Raw genomic sequence first — 19,361 nt, 5'->3', positions numbered from 1 at the left:
AAATTGTAGATAAATTATTGAGAATGTACGCTACTCAACGTGCCGCGCGCCCTCGCGAACGGGTCGGTCGACCTGGTCGCGGCGCTCGTGCAGGGGGGAGCACCCGAATCGAACCAGGTCATTCATGAACCAGCCACGCATCTATTCGTTGGGCGATAACGCACTTGTCTGCGAATCCGCGCCGCCGGCCACGCTCGCCTGCCAGCAGCGCGTCTGGGCAGCCGCCGGGGCCGCGCGCAGCTGGCCGCACGTACTCGAAGTCGTGCCGGGGATGAACAATCTGACGCTCGTCATCAACCCGCTCGACGCCGACCGCGACGCCCTCACCGACCTGCTGCGGAGCGCCTGGGACAGCGCGGCAAACGCGGCGTCCACGGGCCGCGAAATCGAAATCCCGGTGATGTACGGCGGCGAGGCGGGCCCGGATCTGGGCGCCGTCGCGAAGCACACGGGGTTATCGGCGGATGAAGTCGTGAAGCGTCACGCCGCGGGCGACTATGTCGTGTTCTTTCTGGGCTTCCAGCCGGGTTTCGCCTATATGGGCGGTCTCGACGAGAAGCTGCACACGCCGCGCCGCGCCGAGCCGCGGCGCGGCGTGCCGGCCGGCACGGTGGGCATCGGCGGCGAGCAAACCGGGATTTATCCGGCCGTTTCGCCGGGCGGCTGGCAACTGATCGGCCGCACCGGGCTGCCGCTCTTCGATCCGGCGCAAACGCCGCCCACGCTGCTGCAACCGGGCGATCGCGTGCGCTTCACCATCGCGGGGATCGACGCATGATCGACGTCGTCCGCGCAGGTCTTTTGACCACCGTCCAGGATCTCGGCCGTCACGGCCACCGGCATCTCGGCGTCGCGATGGGCGGCGCGCTCGACCGTCTGTCGCTGGAAGTCGGCAACCGGCTCGTCGGTAACCGGCCCGATGCGGCCGGTCTCGAAATCACGTTCGGCCCGACCGTGCTGCGCTTTTCGCGCGCGACGCGCGTGGCGATCACCGGCACGGAGTTCGGCGCGACGCTCGACGGCCGGCCGGTGTATTCGTGGTGGAGCCTGCCGGTGCGGGCCGGCCAGGAACTCACGCTCAACGCGGCGAAGCGCGGCATGCGCGGCTACGTCGCCGTGGCCGGCGGCATCGATGTCCTGCCGATGCTCAGCTCGCGCAGCACCGATCTGGCCGGTGGCTTCGGCGGACTCGGCGGCCGCGCGCTGCGTGACGGCGACCGCTTGCCGCTCGGCGTGCCGTCCGCGCGCCCCGGCTCGTGGTTCAGCCCCGAGGCGCCGGAATTCGGCGTGAAGGCGCCCGCCTGGTGCAAGTTCGTGCTGGTAGACGAACCCGTGCGGCGCGGACGTCATCTGTCGAACGTACCGTGGGCCGTGCCGATCCGCGTGCTGCCCGGGCCGGAATACGAGAGCTTCACCGCCAGCGCGCAGAGCGCGTTCTGGGACGACGAATGGCTCGTCACGCCGAACAGCAACCGGATGGGTTATCGGCTCTCCGGCACGGCGCTCGAACGCCGGCAAAAGGCCGATCTGCTCTCGCACGCGGTGCTGCCGGGCACGATCCAGGTACCGCCGAACGGCCAGCCGATCATTCTGATGGGCGACGCGCAGACCACGGGCGGCTATCCGAAGATCGGCGCCGTGATCCAGGCCGACATGTGGAAGCTCGCGCAGGTGCGCCTGAACGGCGCGATCCGCTTTCTGCCCACGACACTCGAGGAAGCACGCCGCGCGCTGCTCGAAGAACGCACGTATCTGCGGCAGATCGATGCCGCGATCGCCATGCATGAAGAACGCTGCGCGCGCCAGCCGGCGCTGGCGGCCTTGCAGCACAAGTAGGAGAGAACCATGGAAATCGACCTGAACGCCGACCTCGGCGAAGGCTGCAACACCGACGAAGCGTTACTCGATCTCGTCAGCTCGGCCAACATCGCGTGCGGCTGGCACGCTGGCGGCGCCACCGCGATGCACGACTGCGTGCGCTGGGCCGTGCGCAAAGGCGTGTCGATCGGCGCGCATCCGAGCTTCAACGATCCCGGGAACTTCGGTCGCAAGGAGATGGACCTGCCCGCCGGCGATATCTACGCAGGCGTGCTGTATCAACTCGGCGCACTCTCGGCGATCGCGCAGGCGGAAGGCGGGCGCATCGCGCACGTGAAGCCGCACGGCGCGCTCTACAACCAGGCCGCGCGCGATCCGAAAATCGCCGACGCCATCGCTTCCGCGGTGCATGACTTCGATCCTTCCGTCGCGGTATTCGCGCTTGCGAACAGCGGATTCGTGACTGCGGTGCGCGAAGCGGGGTTGACCGCCATCGAAGAAGTGTTCGCCGACCGGGGCTATCGCGCGGACGGCTCGCTCGTGCCGCGCTCGCAGCCGGGCGCACTGCTCGACGACGAGGAGATCGTGCTCGAACGCACGCTCGCGATGGTGCGCGACCAGCGCGTGCAGGCCGTCGACGGCCAGTGGGTGCCGCTCAACGTCCAGACGATCTGCCTGCACGGCGACGGTCCACATGCGCTGGCGTTCGCGCAGCGCATCCGCGCGGCACTCGCGGAGGCCGGCATCGATGTGCATGCGGCCAGCAGCGCGCGAGCCTGACACCAGCCAACGAGACCCACCGACGCCCCGCCTGTTCGCGGGGCGTTTGCCAGATACCGCTGAAACAGCAGTCGCATCACCGTTAGCCGCAGCACCAGCAATACCCGCAAGCCAGCAACAACGACGCAATCGACGCGGCCATCAAGAGTCGCGCAGGGCAGGACGGCGCACGGCACGCCCGCACGCCGCCCGTTATGAGCCGCCACCGGCGGCACCCGGGTTCATTCACACACAACGAACCCAGTTTGGAGATCCAGATGCAGACAACAGTCAGTTTATGGCCGCTCATTGGCGTGGCCGTCATCATCATCGGGTTTGTGCTGCGCTTCAATCCGATGCTGATCGTGGCGGCCGCCGCGATCGCCACGGGGCTCGCCGCGCATTTCCCGCCGGAGAAGATCCTCGCGGCCATCGGTACCGGTTTCATCAAGACCCGCAACATTCCGCTCATCATCCTGCTGCCGCTCGCGGTGATCGGGCTGCTCGAACGACACGGCCTGCGCGAACGCGCGCAGATCTGGATCAGTGGCATCAAGGCGGCGACCGCCGGACGTCTGCTGATCGTCTATCTGCTGGTGCGCGAACTGACCGCCGCGGTCGGCCTGACCGGGCTCGGCGGACATCCGCAGATGGTGCGCCCGCTCCTCGCGCCGATGGCCGAAGGCGCGACCGAAACCCGCTTCGGCAAGCTGAGCGACGCGGTCCGCTATCGCCTGCGCGCGTATTCGGCGGCGACGGACAACGTCGGCCTCTTCTTCGGCGAAGACATCTTCGTCGCGTTCGGCGCGATCGTGCTGATGGTGACGTTCCTGAAGGAAGCGGGCATCGTCGTCGAGCCGATGCATGTGGCGGTGTGGGGTATGCCGACCGCGCTCTGCGCGTTCATCATCCACGGCTTCCGGCTGTGGCTGCTCGATCGCAAGCTCGAGCGCGAACTGCGCGGCAACGCGCCGGAAGGCACGGACGCGGCAACCGCGTCGCCCACACAGACGCACTCGCAGACGGCTTCGGGAGACAACGCATGATCACCATCGACTATCTGTTCTGGCTGCTCGGCATCGTGCTGCTAGTGGTGGGCGGCATGATCATGTCGGACCGGGAGCATCCGCGCCGTTTTCTCGCGGGCGGCTTCTGGATTCTCTATGCGCTGATCTTCCTCGTCGGCGATCGCCTGCCGGCCGATGTGGTCGGCGTGCTGGTGATCGCGATGGCGCTGATCGCGGGCTTCGGCGGCGTCACCGCGGCGAAGCCGAAAGTGCTGTCGGAAGAAACACGGCTTGCCAGCGCGCGGCGCCTCGGCAACAAGCTCTTCATTCCAGCGCTGACGATTCCCGTCGTCACCGTGATCGTGACGCTTACCGCAAAGTATTTCATCGTGGGCGGCATGCCGCTTGTCGAGCTGAAGAACGTCACGCTGATCGGCTTTGGCATCGGTTGCGTGATCGCGCTCGCCGTCGCGTGCGTGATGACGCGCGATACCGTCGGGCAGTCGATGAAGGAAACGCGCCGCCTCGTCGACGCGCTTTCGTGGGCCGCCGTCCTGCCGCAGATGCTGGGCATGCTGGGCCTCGTGTTCTCGGACGCGGGCGTCGGCAAGGCGGTCGCGCATCTGACGATCGCGTACGTGAACCTCGATTACCGGCTCGTCGCGGTGGCCGTGTACTGCATCGGCATGGCGCTCTTCACGATGGTAATGGGCAACGGCTTCGCCGCGTTCCCGGTCATGACGGGCGGCGTGGGTGTGCCGATTCTGGTCGGCGTGTTCCACGGCAATCCGGCTGTGATGGTGGCGATCGGGATGTTCTCGGGCTACTGCGGCACGCTGATGACGCCGATGGCGGCAAACTTCAACATGGTGCCGGCGGCGCTGCTGGAACTGCCGGACAAGAACGCGGTGATCAAGGTGCAGGTGCCGACCGCGCTGGTGCTGCTGGTCGCGAACATCTTCCTGCTGAACACCCTGATGTTTCTTTGAGGCCTGAGCGCACGCCTGGGTGCACGCCTGTTCGCCGCGTCACGTTCGACGCGACGGGCAGGCGTCCGGCGCCCGCGTTGCCGCTCAATTCGCGTCGACGATGAAACCGCGCTGGCGCAGCAATGCCAGCACGCCTTTGGGTCCACCCAGATGCAGCGCGCCGATCGCGACGAATACCGGTTTGTTCGGCGCGGCAATCGCCACCATCCGCGTGACGAAGCGCCGGTTGCGCTCATAAAGGATCTTGTTGTCGATCGACGCGGACAGGCGCGGGTTGCGCGCCAGTTTCTCCGACTTCGCGGTACTCCACGCGGCGATCGCGTCCGCGTCGCCCACGCGCCAGAGCCGATGCAACATACGCACATCGGCGACGTTTTCCTCGGGCGTCTGCACGAGATCCTGCGCGAGCATTTCGCGCTGCTGCGCGAGCGTGAGCCCGGTGAACGCGCGCATCTGCCCGGACAACGTTTCCAGTCCGACGATCTTGCCGCGTGTCTTCAGATAAACGTTCTGCAACTGCGCCTCGGTGCCATATTCGGTCTGCAGGCCGGCGCTCAACGAATCGTAGGTTTCGACCAGCAGCGCCGCGAGCCACGGACGCATTTTCTTGATCTCATCGAGCGCCGCCGGATTGCCGCGCAGACGCTGCGCAAGCCGGCGCCACAGCGGATCCGGCAACAGGCGCGGCAGACATTCGCGCGAACACACGCCGAACTTCGAGACGTCGTCCTGCGATACGAGCAGATCGTCGGGCGACAGTTCGAGCGCGAGCGTCGGCGATGCGGCGAGCGCGGCAAGGATCGGCTTGCGAAACGGCTGATCCGGTGGATAGTCGACAGGGTCGCCGACGTGCAGCGTGCCGAGCACGTAAATCGTCGTGGTGCCGCGCGTCGCGGTATAGAACGGCATGCGCGCGGGCTGCACGCGCACCGCGCCGCTCGCGGAATTGTTCGACGGTGGCGGCGGATTAAAACCTGGCAGGGTTGCACGCGGCGGTGCCGGAAGTAAAGCAGGCGCAGGCGAAACAGGCGCCCCGGAGTGCACCGGCGTATTCGCCGAAGCACCCGCGCCGTACGCTACCGGCGACATTGCCGCGACGACACACGCGCACAGAAACGCACGGGCCAGCGCGGTCCGGCCGGGCACGCCAGATGGCCGCCCGCGTCGCGTCAAAACGCGTGCGGTGACGGTGCGTGGGAGTCGAAGCCGCTGCCAGAGCAACGCATCACGCAACGCACCGACGCAGCCACGAATGCAACCGCAAGCGCACGCAGCGATTGACGTAACAAGAAGCGCGAAGGCGACGCGCAAGCCGCCCTCACGCAGGCGGCGCGCAGCACGACGCGCCGCCGACGGATCAGGCATCCGCCTCCCCTACCTCCTCGGCACGGTGGCACGATACCTGACGGCCATCCACTTCGCGCAGCTTCGGCTCTTCGGTCCGGCACCGGTCGATTGCGTACGGGCAGCGCTGATGGAACGTGCAGCCCGACGGCGGATTGAGCGGTGACGGCATTTCGCCCTGCAGCCTGATCTGGATGCGCCGGTCGGCTTCGAAGATCGACGGTGTCGCGGACATCAGCGCCCGTGTGTACGGATGCCGCGGCCTGCTGAAAACCGTCTTCTTGTCGCCGAGTTCGGCGACGCCGCCGAAGTACATCACCATCACGTCATCCGCGATGTGCTCGACCACCGACAGGTTGTGCGAGATGAACACATAGCTCGTCTTGAACTCTTCCTGGAGGTCCATGAACAGGTTCAGGATCTGCGCCTGGATCGACACATCGAGCGCGGAAACCGGCTCGTCGGCCACGACGATCTGCGGATCGAGAATCATCGCGCGCGCGATCGCGACACGCTGACGCTGCCCGCCCGAGAACATATGCGGATAACGCTTCGCATGCTCGGGGCGCAGGCCGACCGTGCGCATCATCTGCGCGATGCGTTCGGCGCGTTCGCCGGCGGAGAGCTGCGTGTTGATCGCGAGCGGCTCGCCGAGCGTCTGCTCGACTGTCTTGCGCGGATTCAGCGAGGCGAACGGGTTCTGGAACACCATCTGCACACGCCGGCGCAACGCCGCGATTTTCGTGTGATCCGCGCCCGCGACATCTTCACCGTCGATCAACAGACGCCCGGACGTGGGCGCCTCGATCATCGTGAGCTGGCGCGCGAGCGTCGACTTGCCGCAACCGGATTCACCGACCACGGCAAGCGTCCTGCCGCGTTCCAGCGAAAACGACACGCCGTTGAGCGCCTTCACCGTGCCCTGGCCGAACATGCCGCGCTTCACGGCGTAGTGACGCGCGAGCTGGTCGGCGATCAGCACCTTGTCGCCTGCAGGACGCGCCGGTTGCATGCGGCGCGTTTCGGGTACTGCGTTCATCGTGCGCCTCCGCGAGTGTGAATGTTGGCATCGCCAGTCAGGTTCAGCGGCTTGATGCAGCGCACCTGCGCCCCCGCGCCATGCGAGGGCAGCGGCGCGAGCGCCGGGCGTGCCTTCATGCAGTCGTCGACCACATACTTGCAGCGCGGCGCGAAGAGGCACCCGCGCGGCCGGTCGTCGCGCCCCGGTACCATGCCGGGCAACGCGGCGAGCCGCACCGCGCCGACGTTGTGCTCGGGAATCGCCGCCAGCAACGCTTCCGTGTACGGATGATGCGGCGCGGCGAAGATATCGGGCACCTTGTTGGTCTCGATGACCTCGCCCGCGTACATCACGGCCACACGCTGCGCGACTTCCGACACCACGGCGAGATCGTGCGAAATCAGCACGAGCGCCATGCCGCGTTCCTTCTGCAGCTTCACCAGCAGTTCCATGATCTGCGCCTGGATCGTGACGTCGAGCGCGGTGGTCGGCTCGTCGGCGATCAGCAGTTTCGGGTTGCACGCCACCGCCATCGCGATCATCACACGCTGGTTCATGCCGCCCGACATCTGGTGCGGGAACGACGTGATACGGTTTTTCGCGTCTGGAATGCCGACCTGGTCGAGCAGTTCCAGCGCGCGCCGGTGCAACGCATCGCCACGCAGGCCTTCGTGCAGTTTCAGCACTTCCTTGATCTGGTAGCCGACGGTGTAGCTCGGATTCAGGCTCGTCAGCGCGTCCTGAAAGACCATCGCGATGTCCTTGCCGATGATCTTGCGGCGTGCACTCGCCGAGGCCTTCAGCAGATTCGTGCCGTTGAAGGTGATCTCGTCGGCCGTCACCTTGCCGGGGGCGTCGATGAGGCCCATCAGCGCCATCATCGTCACGCTTTTACCCGAACCCGATTCGCCGACGACACCGACCACTTCGCCGGGTTTCACGTCCAGGTTAATCCGGTCGACAGCGGGCGCGCCGCTGAAGTTCACCGCGAGATTGCGGATGGTCAGGAGATTGCTCTGATTGCTCATGTCACGCCATCCGTTTCAGTTTGGGATCGAGCGCATCGCGCAGCCCGTCGCCGAGCAGGTTGATTGCGAGCACCGAAACCAGGATGGAAAGACCGGGCATCGTGACAATCCACCAGGCGCTGTCGATATAGTCGCGCGCCGATGCGAGCATCGCGCCCCACTCCGCCGAAGGCGGCTGCACGCCGAGGCCGAGAAAGCCGAGCGCGGCCGCATCGAGAATCGCCGACGAAAAACCGAGCGTGGCCTGCACGATCAGCGGCGCGGTGCAGTTCGGCAGCACCTGCGAGAACATCAGACGCAGCGTGCTCGCCCCCGCGACGCGCGAAGCCGTCACGTATTCCTTCTGCAGTTCGCCTTGCGCCGACGCGCGCGTCAGGCGCACATAACCCGGCAGCGCGACGATCGCGATCGCGAGCATCGTGTTGATGAGGCCCGGGCCGATGATCGCGACCACGGCGACGGCGAGCAGCAGCGACGGCAGCGCGAGCAGCACGTCCATGATGCGCATGATCGGCGTATCGGCCCACTTTTCGAAGAACGCGGCGATGAGCCCGAGCACGATGCCGGGAATCAGCGCCAGCACCACCGAAACGAAGCCGATCCAGAACGACAGCCGCGCGCCGTACATCAGACGCGAAAGGATGTCGCGGCCCGCCTCGTCGGTACCGAGGATGAACTTCCAGTTGCCGCCCTCGAGCCACGCCGGCGGAATCTTCACGAAGTCGCGGTACTGCTCGATCGGGCTGTGCGGCGAGATCAGCGGCGCGAAAATCGCGATGAAGATCAACACGAGCACGATCGTGCCCGCCACGACCGCGCCGCGATTGCGCGAGAAGTTGGCCCAGAATTCGCGGGCGGCTAACGTGCGGCCGCTCGCGGGGGTGACCGCCGTGGGGACGGTGTTTTGTATGTCTGCCATAGCTCTCTTTACCTCGTATGGCGAATGCGTGGATTCAGCACGCCGTACAACAGATCGACGATCAGGTTCACGAAGATCACCAGTGTGGCGATCATCAGGATGCCGCCCTGCACGACCGGATAGTCGCGCCGGCTGATCGCATCGATGAGCCATTTGCCGATGCCCGGCCACGAGAACAACGTCTCGGTGAGCACCGCGCCCGCGAGCAGCGTGCCGACCTGCAGGCCGATCACGGTCACCACGGGAATCAGCGCGTTGCGCAGCGCATGCACGACGATCACGCGTACGGGCGACAAACCCTTCGCGCGCGCGGTGCGAATGTAATCCTCGCGCAGCACTTCGAGCATCGACGAACGCGTCATGCGCGCGACGACCGCAAGCGGAATCGTGCCGAGCACGATCGAAGGCAGGATCAGATGGCTGACGGCCGAGCGGAACGCGCCTTCGTCGGTGGAGAGCAGCGCGTCGACCAGCATGAAGCCGGTGACGTGCGGAATGTCGTATTCCACTGCGATACGGCCGGAAACCGGCGTCCAGCCGAGGCTGACCGAGAACACCATGATGAGGATCAGCCCCCACCAGAAGATCGGCATCGAGTAACCGGTGAGCGCCGTGCCCATCACGCCATGATCGACCACCGTGCCGCGTTTGAGCGCGGCGAACACGCCGGCGGGCAGACCGATGATCAGCGCGAACAGCATCGCGCAGACCGACAGTTCGATCGTCGCCGGAAAGCGTGCGAGGAATTCATCCATCACGCTCGTATTGGTGATGATCGACATGCCGAGGTCGCCATGCAACGCGCGGCCAACGTAATGGACGTACTGCAGGGGAAGGGACTCGTCGAGCCCGAGGCGGTGCATCGCGGCAGCGTGCATCGCTGGATCGACCCCGCGTTCGCCCATCATGACTTCGATCGGGTCGCCGGGGATCAGGTGAATCAGCGCGAACGCCAGAATGGTGATGCCGATGAACGTCGGTATCACCATGCCGATGCGGCGCAAAACGAATCGGAACATGGTTCGTCCCTATATGCTTGGTGCTTGATGAACAGAAAAAATGCAACCGGCGACGAGGGCTCGTGGCCCCGGTCGCCGGTATATTTTCGACCCGTTTTCCTGTTGTTTTTGAACGTGCTGAAAACCCGGTACGCGAGTTTTACTTCACGCTCACGCCGTCGAAGCGGGCATAACCCAGCGGCTCGATGCGCATGTCCTCAACCTTCTTGCTGACCGGTTGATACACCGTCGAGTGAGCGATCGGCGAGAACGGCAACTGCTGCGCGAAAATCTGCTGCGCTTCCGTGTACGCCTTCGTCCGTGCCGCGATATCCGACGTTTCGCGACCCTTCCTGATCAGGTCGTCGAACGGCTTGTCGCACCACTTCGAGAAGTTGTTGCCGTTCACGGCGTCGCAACCGAGCAGCGTACCGAGCCAGTTGTCCGGATCGCCGTTGTCGCCGGTCCAGCCGATCAGCATCGTGTCGTCTTCGCCTGCGTGGGCGCGCTTGATGTACTCACCCCATTCGTACGTGACAATCTTCGCCTTCACGCCGATCTTCGCCCAGTCAGACTGGATCATTTCGGCCATCAGCTTGCCGTTCGGGTTGTACGGACGTTGCACCGGCATCGCCCACAGCGTGATGTCGAAGCCGTTCGGGTAGCCGGCCTTCGCCAGCAGCGCCTTCGCCTTCTCCGGATCGTACGTCTGCGACTTCAGGTTCTTGTCGTACGACCATTGCGTCGGCGGCATCGGGTTCGTCGCCGCCTGGCCCGCGCCCTGGTACACGGATTCGACGATCGCCTTCTTGTTGATCGCCATGTCGAGCGCCTGACGCACTTCGAGCTTGTCGACCGGCTTGTGCGTCACGTTGTACGCGAGATAGCCCAGGTTGAAGCCCGCCTGCGACGGCATCGAGATGTTCGGTTCCGCCTTCAGCGGCGCGATGTCGGCCGGACGCGGATAGCTCATCACCTGGCATTCGTCGCGCTTCAACTTCTGCACGCGCACGCCGGCGTCCGGCGTGATCGAGAAGATCAGCTTCGAAATCTTGACCGCACCCGGCTTCCAGTAATCCGGATTGCCGTCGAAACGGATCGTCGCGTCTTTCGTGTAGCTGCGGAAAATGAACGGACCCGTGCCCACCGGCTTCTGGTTGATGTCGGCGGCCTTGCCTTCCTTCATCAGTTGATCCGCATATTCGCCCGACAGGATCGACGCGTATTCCATCGCCAGATTCTGGATAAACGGCGCGTTGACTTCCTTCAGCGTGAACTTGACGGTGTACGGATCGACCTTTTCGACCTTGTCGATCAGCTTGTCGAGGCCCATGTCCGTGAAGTACGGGAACTGGACCGGGTAAGCCTTGCGGAACGGCTGGTTCGTATCCAGCATGCGCTGGAACGTGAACACGACGTCGTCCGCGTTGAATTCGCGCGTCGGCTTGAAGTACGACGTGGTCTGGAACTTCACGCCATGACGCAGATGGAACGTATAGGTTTTGCCGTCAGCCGAGACATCCCACTTTTCGGCGAGGCCGGGTTCGACTTTCGTGCCGCCGCGTTCGAATTCGACGAGACGGTTGTAAACGGTGAACGTGTTCGCCGTGAAATCGACACCTGTGGTGTACTGGGCCGGATCGAAGCCCGCGGGACTGCCTTCTGAGCAGTAAACGAGCGTCTTGTTCGGAATCCCGGCAGCGTCCGCGAGACTGGACACCACCATCGACGCCGCTGCGGCTGCGACGAGCGTGGTCAGACGCGCGGCGCGCAACAGATTGTTTTGCTTCATGTTTCCTCCAGGTTCGGAACCGGCTTGCGCCGGCGTAGCGCGATATTACTGACCTTTGCCAGCCCGAACAAGCGGAGGAAATTCCCTTTGTTCACGATCGGAAACTTACTTGACGTGAACGGCCGCGACGCGGCAGGCGGGCGATGCTCTTCTTACAAAACGATTTCTAAAATATCGTCCGCGATTGTTCCAGTTCTGCCGGTTAATGCGGCGAAACGCGGGGACATCCGGATCGACGAGACCAGTCGGGTCGATCTTAAACCCTCCTGGACCCAATCGCGTGTCCGTATCGTGGCAGGGTTCGCCGCGGTGCGCGGACGCGCTCCGCGGCGAACCACCTATCGCGCGCCGAGACGCTCGCAAATGCTTCTGGTCGCTGCCGCACCGTTCAGCGTATAAAAGTGCAGCCCCGGCACTTTCGCATCGACGAGCCGCCGGCACAGGTCGGTCACCACATCGAGGCCGAACGCGCGAATCGATTCGCGATCGTCGCCGAAGCTTTCGAGACGCCGCGCGACCCAGCGCGGCACTTCGGCGCCGCACATATCGGAGAAGCGCATCAGCTGCGAGAAGTTCGTGATCGGCATGATGCCCGGCACGATCGGCACGTCGACGCCGAGCTTCCTCGCATCGTCGACGAAACGGAAATACGCGTCCGCGTTGAAGAAATACTGCGTGATCGCCGAGTTCGCGCCGGCTTTCACCTTGCGCGCGAAGTTTTCCAGATCGGCGCTGGGCGAGCGCGATTGCGGGTGATATTCCGGGTACGCCGCAACTTCGATATTGAACCAGTCGCCGGTTTCGGCACGAATGAACGCGACCAGTTCCGACGCATAACGCAGTTCGCCGACAGAGCCCATGCCCGAAGGCAGATCGCCGCGCAGCGCGACGATGTGACGGATACCGTGCGAGCGGTATTGATTGAGTATCGCGCGCAGGCTTTCCTTCGACGACCCGATGCACGACAGATGAGGCGCGGCTTCGATGCCGTCCTTCGCGATGTCGAGCACGGTATCGAGCGTGCCTTGCTGCGTCGAGCCGCCCGCGCCGAACGTGCAGGACACGAACTTGGGTTTGAGCGGCGCGAGCTGCGCACGCGTGGCGCGCAGCTTGTCGATACCTTCCTGCGTTTTAGGCGGGAAGAATTCGAATGAGAGTTCGATCGGGTTCATGATTCACCATGCTTCGCCCTGACGGGCGCGAGCAGTGCGGCGAGGCGTCAGCCGAAGCTGCGATTGCCGAAAATGAGTGCGGACAGCAGCCACGAAACGATGCTGTACAGGATCGAGCCGAAGAACGCCGACCAGAAACCCGACACTTCGAAACCCTTCAGCAGCGACGCGCACAGCCAGAAGCACAGCGCATTGACCACCAGAATGAAGAGCCCGAGCGTGAGAATCGTGACAGGCAGCGTGAGCAGGATCAGCACTGGCCGCAACACGGCGTTGATGAGCCCGAGTACCAGCGCGACGATCAGTGCGGTGCCGAAGCTGCGGATGTGAATCGACGGCACCAGATACGTGATGATCAGCAGGGCAAGCGCATTAACGAACCAGGTCAGCAGCACAGTCATGTAAAGCTCCTTGTGGGCGTGAAGTCCGGGAATGAGGCCACGCGGGCAACGCAGTGCATGGAAGCGGCGCGATGCAGAAGCTGCACCGCGCCGCCCGCATTCATCTGCATCGCCGCATGAGGATCGGCACCTTCGCCCGCGCATTGCATGGGGACCATGCAGGCACGCGGACGAAGGCGACCGCCTTAATAGCGGTAGTGGTTCGGCTTGAACGGACCGTTCTTGTCGACGCCGATGTAGCCAGCCTGATCGTCCGACAGCACCGTCAGGTTAGCGCCGATGCGCGCCAGATGCAGGCGTGCGACCTTTTCGTCGAGCTGTTTCGGCAGCACGTACACCTTGTTTTCGTACTTGGCACCGTCGACGAACAGTTCGATCTGCGCGAGCGTCTGGTTCGTGAACGAGTTCGACATCACGAACGACGGATGGCCCGTTGCGCAACCGAGATTCACGAGGCGGCCTTCAGCCAGCAGGATGACGCGCTTGCCGTCCGGGAAAATGATGTGGTCGACCTGCGGCTTGATGTTGTCCCACTGGTACTGGCGCGTGGACGCGACGTCGATTTCCGAATCGAAGTGACCGATATTGCAGACGATCGCGTTGTGACGCATCGCCTTCATGTGATCGTGGCCGATCACGTGGAAGTTGCCGGTGGCCGTCACGAAGATGTCGGCCTTGTCGGCGGCGTATTCCATCGTCACGACGCGGTAGCCTTCCATCGCCGCCTGCAGTGCGCAGATCGGATCGATTTCGGTAACCCACACGGTTGCGCCCAGGCCGCGCAGCGACTGCGCGCAGCCCTTGCCCACGTCGCCGTAACCGGCAACCACGGCGATCTTGCCCGCGATCATCACGTCGGTCGCGCGCTTGATGCCGTCGACGAGCGACTCGCGGCAGCCGTACAGGTTGTCGAACTTCGACTTCGTGACCGAATCGTTCACGTTGATGGCCGGGAACGGCAGACGCCCTTCCTTTTCCATCTGATACAGGCGGTGCACGCCGGTCGTGGTTTCTTCGGTCACGCCCTTGATGTGCACGAGGCGCTTCGAGTACCACGTCGGGTCCACGTCCAGATGCGCGGCGATCGACTTGTAGAGCGCGGTTTCTTCTTCGTTGGTCGGCTTCGAGATGACCGAGCGGTCCTTCTCGGCCTTCGAACCGAGGATCAGCAGCAGCGTTGCGTCGCCGCCGTCGTCGAGGATCATGTTGGCGAATTCGCCGTTCGGCCATTCGAAGATGCGGTGCGAGTATTCCCAGTATTCGTCGAGCGACTCGCCCTTGTACGCGAACACCGGCGTGCCGCCCTTCGCGATGGCGGCGGCTGCGTGATCCTGCGTCGAGAAGATGTTGCACGATGCCCAGCGCACGTCGGCGCCCAGCGCCGTCAGCGTTTCGATCAGCACGCCGGTCTGGATCGTCATGTGCAGCGAGCCGGCGATGCGCGCGCCCTTCAGCGGCTGCGTGGCCTTGTATTCTTCGCGCGTCTGCACGAGGCCCGGCATTTCCGTTTCGGCGATGTTGAGTTCCTTGCGGCCCCAGTCGGCCAGCGACAGGTCGGCAACAACGTAATCTTTTGAATCTTTGGAATCGTAAACTGCGGCGTTCATCACGCCCTCCTTTCTAAAAATTGACTAGAAATTTGACGTGAGCGCGGTTCGATGCGGTGGGTAAAAGGCGCGTGGCGCATTCTAGCCGTCCGATTGAAGCCTCCGAGCCTGGCGGGCAGCGCGCGAATGAAAATTCACGGTACCCGTCGCAACGCTCCTCGAAGACGAACGGCGATTGTAGCAAATCGAGATGAATTAGGGACCAACGAAATACGCCCGAATCCGGGCGTTTCCTGCTCAGTTGCGCAACCACCGGGCAATGTACCCGTGCCTCGGGTGCGCAATACAACGCTCCGTCATGACGGAGACACTGTCAGAAAGGCAGAACGCCCAGCGCCGGCGCCAGCAGCACCATGACGACGCCCGCGATCATCATCGTCAGGCTCGCGACGACGCCCTCTTCGCTGCCGAGTTCGCGCGCCTTTGCCGTGCCGACGCCGTGCGCGGCCGCGCCGAACAGCGCGCCGCGCGCGAGGCGCGTGCGCAGCGGCACGAGCGCCAGCACGATTTCACCGAACAGCATGCCGCACACGCCCGTGGCGATCACGAAGAGCGCGGTCAGGTCTTTGGGCGCGCCGATCCTGTCGGAGACCGCGAGCGCGAACGGCGTGGAAACGGAGCGGGTCATCAGGCTGCGCTGCAGTTCCGGGGACAGATGCAGCAGCTTCGCGAGCACCAGCGAGCCGCCCACCGCGACGATGATTCCAACCGTCACGCCGACGGTGAGCGAAATCCAGTGACGCTTCAGCAGATCGCGGTATTCGTAGATCGGCACCGCGAACGCGACGGTCGCCGGGCCGAGCAGCCACATCAGCCAGCGCGTGTCCTGAAAGTAGACCGGATACGGAATATGCGCGACCAGCACGATCACGGCGAGCACGACCGGCACCGAGACGAGCGGCGTGAGCCAGGGGCTCCTGAAGCGCGCGTACAAATACTTCGACGCGAAATACAGCGCGACGGTCGTCACGAAACAGCCGGCGGCGATGAGCCGTGCGGCGTCGTCGGCGAACAGGGATGCGTAGAAGGCGTTCATGGCTTCAGCTTCGTTTTCGACATGGTTTTCGCGACGCTTCGCGCGGCTTCAGCGATGTGAGCGCGCGACGCTGGGTTCACACACGCGCGGCGTGACGCGTCATCCGCACGCGGCGCAGCGCGAGACGCCGTTCGAGGCGCGCGGCCCGTTCCACTGCGAAGGCGACCGCCACCATCACCATCAACGTGCCAGCGACAACGACGAGCGCGAGGCGCCAGCCGTCTTCCCTGAAAAGGCCGCCGTACTGGACGGCCGCGACGGCCGCCGGGATGAAGAACAGCAGCATGTCGGACAGAAGCCAGTCGGCACCGGACTTGATCCAGTGCGCCGGCAGGCCGCCGCTGAACAGCAGCGCCAGCATCGCGACGAGGCCAACCACGCCGCCCGGCACCGGCAATCCGAGGCGACGCACGATGAAATCGGCCACATACCATACGGCGGCCAGCGCAGCGCTTTGCACGACAATCCGGGCGAACCGCGCGACAGGGCGGGCGCTGGCCGGCAGCGCCTGCATGGATAAAGAGGGTGTTGTCATGGCAATCCCTGGGTGACTTCCGGATGAAAGTCAGTATAGGGACCCTGATTTCATAAATATAATGACTTAACATCATCAACTTCATTCCAATCTGGAATCCGGAGACCCAAAACGTGGAATTGCGCGCGCTTCGCTACTTCGTCGAGGTGGTCCGCCAGCAGAGCTTCACCGTCGCGGCCGAACAGATGTTCGTCACGCAGCCGACGATCAGCAAGATGGTGAAGGCGCTGGAAGACGAAACCGGCTCGCCGCTTCTGCTGCGCGACGGCCGTCAGATGGTGCTCACCGACGCCGGCCGCATCGTCTATCAGCGCGGTCAGGATGTGCTCGCCGCGCACGCCCAGTTACAGGCGGAGCTGAAGGATCTCGACACGCTCGGCAGCGGCGAGCTGACCATCGGCATTCCGCCGATGGGCGGTTCGCTCTTCACACCGGCCATCGCCGCGTTCCGGCAGCGCTATCCGAAGATCGACCTGAAGCTCTTCGAACAGGGCTCACGCGGGATCGAATCGGCGCTGATCTCGGGCGAACTCGAACTGGGCGGCGTGCTGCTGCCCGTCGACCCGGAAATGATCGAAGTACTGCCCATGACGCGCCAGCTGTTGTGGCTCGTCACGCGTCGCGGCTCACGTTGGGACGACGTCCAGCAGGTGGCGCTCACCGATCTCACAGCAGAGCCGTTCGTGTTCTACGGCGAAAGCCTCGCCTTGAACGACGTCGTGCTGAACGCGTGCCGGGAAGCGGGTTTCTCGCCGACGATCGTCGGGCGCAGCGGCCATTGGGATTTCATGGCGGCGCTGGTGCTGGCCGGCGTCGGCATCGCGCTGCTGCCGGAGCCGTATTGCCGGCGGCTCGATTCGACGCAGTTCAGCTGCCGGCCCGTGGTGGCGCCGGAGATTCCATGGGAAATGGCGATCGGCTGGCGACGCAACGGTTATCTGTCGCACGCGGCGCGCGCCTGGCTGGAAGTCGCGCGCGAAAATCTGCCCGGCCAGGACGGCGACGATTTCATGCACGTGCCCACGCCCGGGATCACGCGCACACCACCTTCGAAATAAGACTTCACGCGGCGGTGACGGTGGCGGCCTCCACTTGCCCGCCACGCCGCGTGGCCGCGATGAAACCGGCGGCGCGCTCGCCGATCATCACGGTCGGCGCGTTCGTATTGCCGCCAATCAGCGCCGGCATCACCGATGCGTCCACCACGCGCAAACCCGTCACGCCCCGCACCCGCAGTTGCGCATCGACGACCGAGCGCGCGTCGCCGCCCATCCGGCAGGTTCCGACCGGATGATAGATCGTGTCGGCATGCTCGACGATGGTCGCGCGCAGTTCTGCTTCGCTGTGTCCGGGATGCGTGTACAGCTCGTGGCCGCCGAAGATCGCGAGCGATGGCGCATCGAGAATGCGGCGCGAAATGCGCGCGCCTTCGACGAGCAGATCGAGATCGCGTGAATCGTCCAGAAACCGCGGATCGATCACCGGCGCGACGCGCGCATCGCTGCCCGCCAGCGTGACGCTGCCACGGCTATGCGGACGCAGCACGCACGCATGCAGTGAATAGCCGTGCCCCCAGTGCATGTGGCGGTTGTGATCGTCGACGAGCGCCGCGCAGAAGTGCAATTGCAGATCCGGCCGGTCGAGCGTCGGCCGGCTCTTGATAAAGCCGCCCGCCTCCGCGATGTTGCTCGACAGCATGCCCCGCCCGTGCCGCATGAAGTCGACGAACTGCGGCCCCATCCGCGCGATGCCGCGTAGCGAGAAGCCGGTCGGCTCGATCGAGCGCGTGCGCTTGCTGATCGTGAAATCGATGTGATCGATCAGGTTCTGGCCGACGTCCGGCGCATCGTGCACGACCCGCACGCCCACCGATTGCAGATGCGCCGCCGGTCCGACGCCGGAGCACATCAGCAGTTGCGGCGAATTGAACGCGCCCGCTGCGAGCACGACTTCGGCGCGCGCTTCGAGCATTTCGGTGCGGCCGCCGCGCACCACTTCGACGCCGCTCGCCCGCTTGCCGGCGAACGTCACGCGCAGCACGGTGGCATCAGCAATCGTGTGGAGATTGAAGCGCGGCCGGTCGTACACGTACGCGCGCGCGACGCTGCAGCGACGGCCGTCGCGCTGCGTCACCTGGTAAAAGCCGACGCCTTCCTGCTCGGGGCCGTTGAAGTCGTCGTCAGGGCGGAAACCCGCTTCGATCGCCGCGCGTACGAAGCGCTCCGAAAATGAATTGCGAAAGCGCAGATCGGAGACGGTGAGCGGGCCATCGGCGCCATGCCATGCATCGGCGCCGCGTTCGTTGCCTTCGGCGCGCCGGAAATACGGCAGCACGTCCTGCCACGACCAGCCGTCGCAGCCCATGTGCGCCCATTCGTCGTAATCGAGCGGATGGCCGCGCGTGTAGACCATCGCGTTGATGGCACTCGATCCGCCGAAGCCGCGCCCACGCGGTTGATAGCCGCGCCGGCCACCGAGGCCCGGTTGCGGCGCCGTCTCGTAGCCGTAGTTGGTTTTCAGCTTGTGCGGCACGATGGCCGCGACGCCGACCGGCATGTTGACGAGCAGGTTGCGTGCCGTGTGAGGGCCGGCTTCGATGAGCGCGATCGACGCGTCCGGACAGCTATCCGCAAGCCGGCCCGCGAGTGCGCAACCGCCAGAGCCCGCACCGACGATGATGTAGTCGTATTGCATCGGTTCCTCCTGATGGGCCGCGTTGCCCGCGGCACCTGTCTCGTGCACACTTGTCCACGTGTGTTTCCGCGCATTGTAGGGAGGCTGCCGGGCGAGCGGCGCGCTCGTGTCAGAGCGATCCCTCTAAACGAAACGCCGCCCGCGCCCCTATGATGAAAAGCTGCCGCCGGCGCGGGTCACCACGGCGGCGCGACATTCAAACGCGTCAGGCAACGCGCCGCCTCTCGCGATGCAGCACTGC

The 19,361-nt window shown here is 64.7% G+C and carries 18 protein-coding genes and 1 riboswitch; of the genes, 6 read left to right on the top strand and 12 right to left on the bottom strand.

Annotated features, from left to right (window positions below):
- Positions 1-124: 124 nt before the first annotated feature.
- The 5 genes from pxpB to LPA37_RS24395 all read left to right on the top strand — a co-directional run bounded on the left by pxpB (position 125) and on the right by LPA37_RS24395 (position 4,573).
- Positions 125-778, top strand: coding sequence for a 5-oxoprolinase subunit PxpB (pxpB, locus tag LPA37_RS24415; protein WP_229013937.1), 654 nt, complete (start codon positions 125-127; stop codon positions 776-778).
- Entirely contained in the window at positions 775-1,836 is a 1,062-nt protein-coding gene (locus LPA37_RS24410; RefSeq protein ID WP_229013936.1) for a 5-oxoprolinase subunit C family protein, read from the top strand. Before pxpB ends, LPA37_RS24410 begins: the two co-directional genes overlap by 4 nt.
- Positions 1,837-1,845: 9 nt before the next feature.
- Positions 1,846-2,598 (top strand): 5-oxoprolinase subunit PxpA, encoded by a 753-nt coding sequence (gene pxpA / locus LPA37_RS24405; protein ID WP_228979828.1) that lies wholly within the window; start codon positions 1,846-1,848, stop codon positions 2,596-2,598.
- A gap of 257 nt (positions 2,599-2,855) precedes the next feature.
- Positions 2,856-3,623, top strand: coding sequence for a DUF969 domain-containing protein (locus tag LPA37_RS24400; protein WP_228979830.1), 768 nt, complete (start codon positions 2,856-2,858; stop codon positions 3,621-3,623).
- The gene (locus LPA37_RS24395; protein WP_228979832.1) at positions 3,620-4,573 is read left to right on the top strand and encodes a DUF979 domain-containing protein; all 954 of its coding nucleotides are present in this window, start codon (positions 3,620-3,622) and stop codon (positions 4,571-4,573) included. The genes LPA37_RS24400 and LPA37_RS24395 overlap by 4 nt, the downstream gene beginning before the upstream one ends.
- 84 nt (positions 4,574-4,657) lie before the next feature.
- Here LPA37_RS24395 and LPA37_RS24390 read toward each other — a convergent pair whose 3' ends face one another.
- From LPA37_RS24390 to LPA37_RS24340, 11 genes are all read right to left on the bottom strand, one after another.
- Complete coding sequence (locus tag LPA37_RS24390) at positions 4,658-5,938, bottom strand: TraB/GumN family protein (protein ID WP_228979834.1); 1,281 nt, start codon at positions 5,936-5,938, stop codon at positions 4,658-4,660.
- Positions 5,931-6,956, bottom strand: coding sequence for a peptide ABC transporter ATP-binding protein (locus LPA37_RS24385; RefSeq protein ID WP_228979836.1), 1,026 nt, complete (start codon positions 6,954-6,956; stop codon positions 5,931-5,933). The genes LPA37_RS24390 and LPA37_RS24385 overlap by 8 nt, the downstream gene beginning before the upstream one ends.
- Positions 6,953-7,966 (bottom strand): ABC transporter ATP-binding protein, encoded by a 1,014-nt coding sequence (locus LPA37_RS24380; RefSeq protein ID WP_229013935.1) that lies wholly within the window; start codon positions 7,964-7,966, stop codon positions 6,953-6,955. Before LPA37_RS24380 ends, LPA37_RS24385 begins: the two co-directional genes overlap by 4 nt.
- A gap of 1 nt (position 7,967) precedes the next feature.
- Complete coding sequence (locus LPA37_RS24375; protein WP_228979844.1) at positions 7,968-8,885, bottom strand: ABC transporter permease subunit; 918 nt, start codon at positions 8,883-8,885, stop codon at positions 7,968-7,970.
- A gap of 8 nt (positions 8,886-8,893) precedes the next feature.
- On the bottom strand, positions 8,894-9,904 hold the full coding sequence (locus tag LPA37_RS24370; RefSeq protein WP_228979847.1) for an ABC transporter permease subunit: 1,011 nt from the start codon (positions 9,902-9,904) through the stop codon (positions 8,894-8,896).
- A 139-nt stretch (positions 9,905-10,043) separates the two neighbouring features.
- Complete coding sequence (locus LPA37_RS24365) at positions 10,044-11,675, bottom strand: ABC transporter substrate-binding protein (protein ID WP_229013934.1); 1,632 nt, start codon at positions 11,673-11,675, stop codon at positions 10,044-10,046.
- Between the two features lie 338 nt (positions 11,676-12,013).
- Positions 12,014-12,847: a methylenetetrahydrofolate reductase [NAD(P)H] gene (gene metF / locus LPA37_RS24360; RefSeq protein ID WP_228979851.1), complete on the bottom strand. Its 834-nt coding sequence runs from the start codon at positions 12,845-12,847 to the stop codon at positions 12,014-12,016.
- A 47-nt stretch (positions 12,848-12,894) separates the two neighbouring features.
- Positions 12,895-13,248 (bottom strand): phage holin family protein, encoded by a 354-nt coding sequence (locus LPA37_RS24355; protein ID WP_090535209.1) that lies wholly within the window; start codon positions 13,246-13,248, stop codon positions 12,895-12,897.
- Between the two features lie 185 nt (positions 13,249-13,433).
- Positions 13,434-14,855: an adenosylhomocysteinase gene (gene ahcY / locus LPA37_RS24350; RefSeq protein ID WP_228979854.1), complete on the bottom strand. Its 1,422-nt coding sequence runs from the start codon at positions 14,853-14,855 to the stop codon at positions 13,434-13,436.
- A 32-nt stretch (positions 14,856-14,887) separates the two neighbouring features.
- Positions 14,888-15,021: riboswitch (S-adenosyl-L-homocysteine riboswitch) on the bottom strand.
- Positions 15,022-15,168: 147 nt separating this feature from the next.
- Positions 15,169-15,891: an LrgB family protein gene (locus LPA37_RS24345; RefSeq protein WP_229013933.1), complete on the bottom strand. Its 723-nt coding sequence runs from the start codon at positions 15,889-15,891 to the stop codon at positions 15,169-15,171.
- A 76-nt stretch (positions 15,892-15,967) separates the two neighbouring features.
- On the bottom strand, positions 15,968-16,426 hold the full coding sequence (locus tag LPA37_RS24340) for a CidA/LrgA family protein (protein WP_229013932.1): 459 nt from the start codon (positions 16,424-16,426) through the stop codon (positions 15,968-15,970).
- Between the two features lie 113 nt (positions 16,427-16,539).
- On the opposite strand from LPA37_RS24340, the gene LPA37_RS24335 reads away from it, so the two are divergent.
- Complete coding sequence (locus LPA37_RS24335; RefSeq protein WP_228979861.1) at positions 16,540-17,484, top strand: LysR family transcriptional regulator; 945 nt, start codon at positions 16,540-16,542, stop codon at positions 17,482-17,484.
- 4 nt (positions 17,485-17,488) lie between these two features.
- On the opposite strand, the gene LPA37_RS24330 is transcribed toward LPA37_RS24335, so the two are convergent.
- Entirely contained in the window at positions 17,489-19,120 is a 1,632-nt protein-coding gene (locus LPA37_RS24330) for a GMC family oxidoreductase (RefSeq protein WP_229013931.1), read from the bottom strand.
- Between the last annotated feature and the right edge of the window lie 241 nt (positions 19,121-19,361).

The organism is Paraburkholderia gardini (genome assembly GCF_907164545.1).
In the GTDB taxonomy this organism is placed as follows: Bacteria; Pseudomonadota; Gammaproteobacteria; order Burkholderiales; family Burkholderiaceae; genus Paraburkholderia; species Paraburkholderia gardini.
Note: the sequence above shows the minus strand (reverse complement) of the source record. Positions and strands in the feature narration are given on the sequence as shown.

Excerpts from the sequence above, each read along its gene's own strand:
- LPA37_RS24345 (WP_229013933.1), bottom strand. The coding sequence starts at position 15,891 with ATGAACGCCTTCTACGCATCCCTGTTCGCCGACGACGCCGCACGGCTC.
- LPA37_RS24370 (WP_228979847.1), bottom strand. The coding sequence starts at position 9,904 with ATGTTCCGATTCGTTTTGCGCCGCATCGGCATGGTGATACCGACGTTC.
- LPA37_RS24395 (WP_228979832.1), top strand. The coding sequence starts at position 3,620 with ATGATCACCATCGACTATCTGTTCTGGCTGCTCGGCATCGTGCTGCTA.
- LPA37_RS24375 (WP_228979844.1), bottom strand. The coding sequence starts at position 8,885 with ATGGCAGACATACAAAACACCGTCCCCACGGCGGTCACCCCCGCGAGC.
- ahcY (WP_228979854.1), bottom strand. The coding sequence starts at position 14,855 with ATGAACGCCGCAGTTTACGATTCCAAAGATTCAAAAGATTACGTTGTT.
- LPA37_RS24365 (WP_229013934.1), bottom strand. The coding sequence starts at position 11,675 with ATGAAGCAAAACAATCTGTTGCGCGCCGCGCGTCTGACCACGCTCGTC.
- LPA37_RS24330 (WP_229013931.1), bottom strand. The coding sequence starts at position 19,120 with ATGCAATACGACTACATCATCGTCGGTGCGGGCTCTGGCGGTTGCGCA.
- pxpA (WP_228979828.1), top strand. The coding sequence starts at position 1,846 with ATGGAAATCGACCTGAACGCCGACCTCGGCGAAGGCTGCAACACCGAC.
- LPA37_RS24390 (WP_228979834.1), bottom strand. The coding sequence starts at position 5,938 with ATGCCTGATCCGTCGGCGGCGCGTCGTGCTGCGCGCCGCCTGCGTGAG.
- LPA37_RS24410 (WP_229013936.1), top strand. The coding sequence starts at position 775 with ATGATCGACGTCGTCCGCGCAGGTCTTTTGACCACCGTCCAGGATCTC.
- LPA37_RS24385 (WP_228979836.1), bottom strand. The coding sequence starts at position 6,956 with ATGAACGCAGTACCCGAAACGCGCCGCATGCAACCGGCGCGTCCTGCA.
- LPA37_RS24340 (WP_229013932.1), bottom strand. The coding sequence starts at position 16,426 with ATGACAACACCCTCTTTATCCATGCAGGCGCTGCCGGCCAGCGCCCGC.
- LPA37_RS24355 (WP_090535209.1), bottom strand. The coding sequence starts at position 13,248 with ATGACTGTGCTGCTGACCTGGTTCGTTAATGCGCTTGCCCTGCTGATC.
- pxpB (WP_229013937.1), top strand. The coding sequence starts at position 125 with ATGAACCAGCCACGCATCTATTCGTTGGGCGATAACGCACTTGTCTGC.
- metF (WP_228979851.1), bottom strand. The coding sequence starts at position 12,847 with ATGAACCCGATCGAACTCTCATTCGAATTCTTCCCGCCTAAAACGCAG.
- LPA37_RS24400 (WP_228979830.1), top strand. The coding sequence starts at position 2,856 with ATGCAGACAACAGTCAGTTTATGGCCGCTCATTGGCGTGGCCGTCATC.
- LPA37_RS24380 (WP_229013935.1), bottom strand. The coding sequence starts at position 7,966 with ATGAGCAATCAGAGCAATCTCCTGACCATCCGCAATCTCGCGGTGAAC.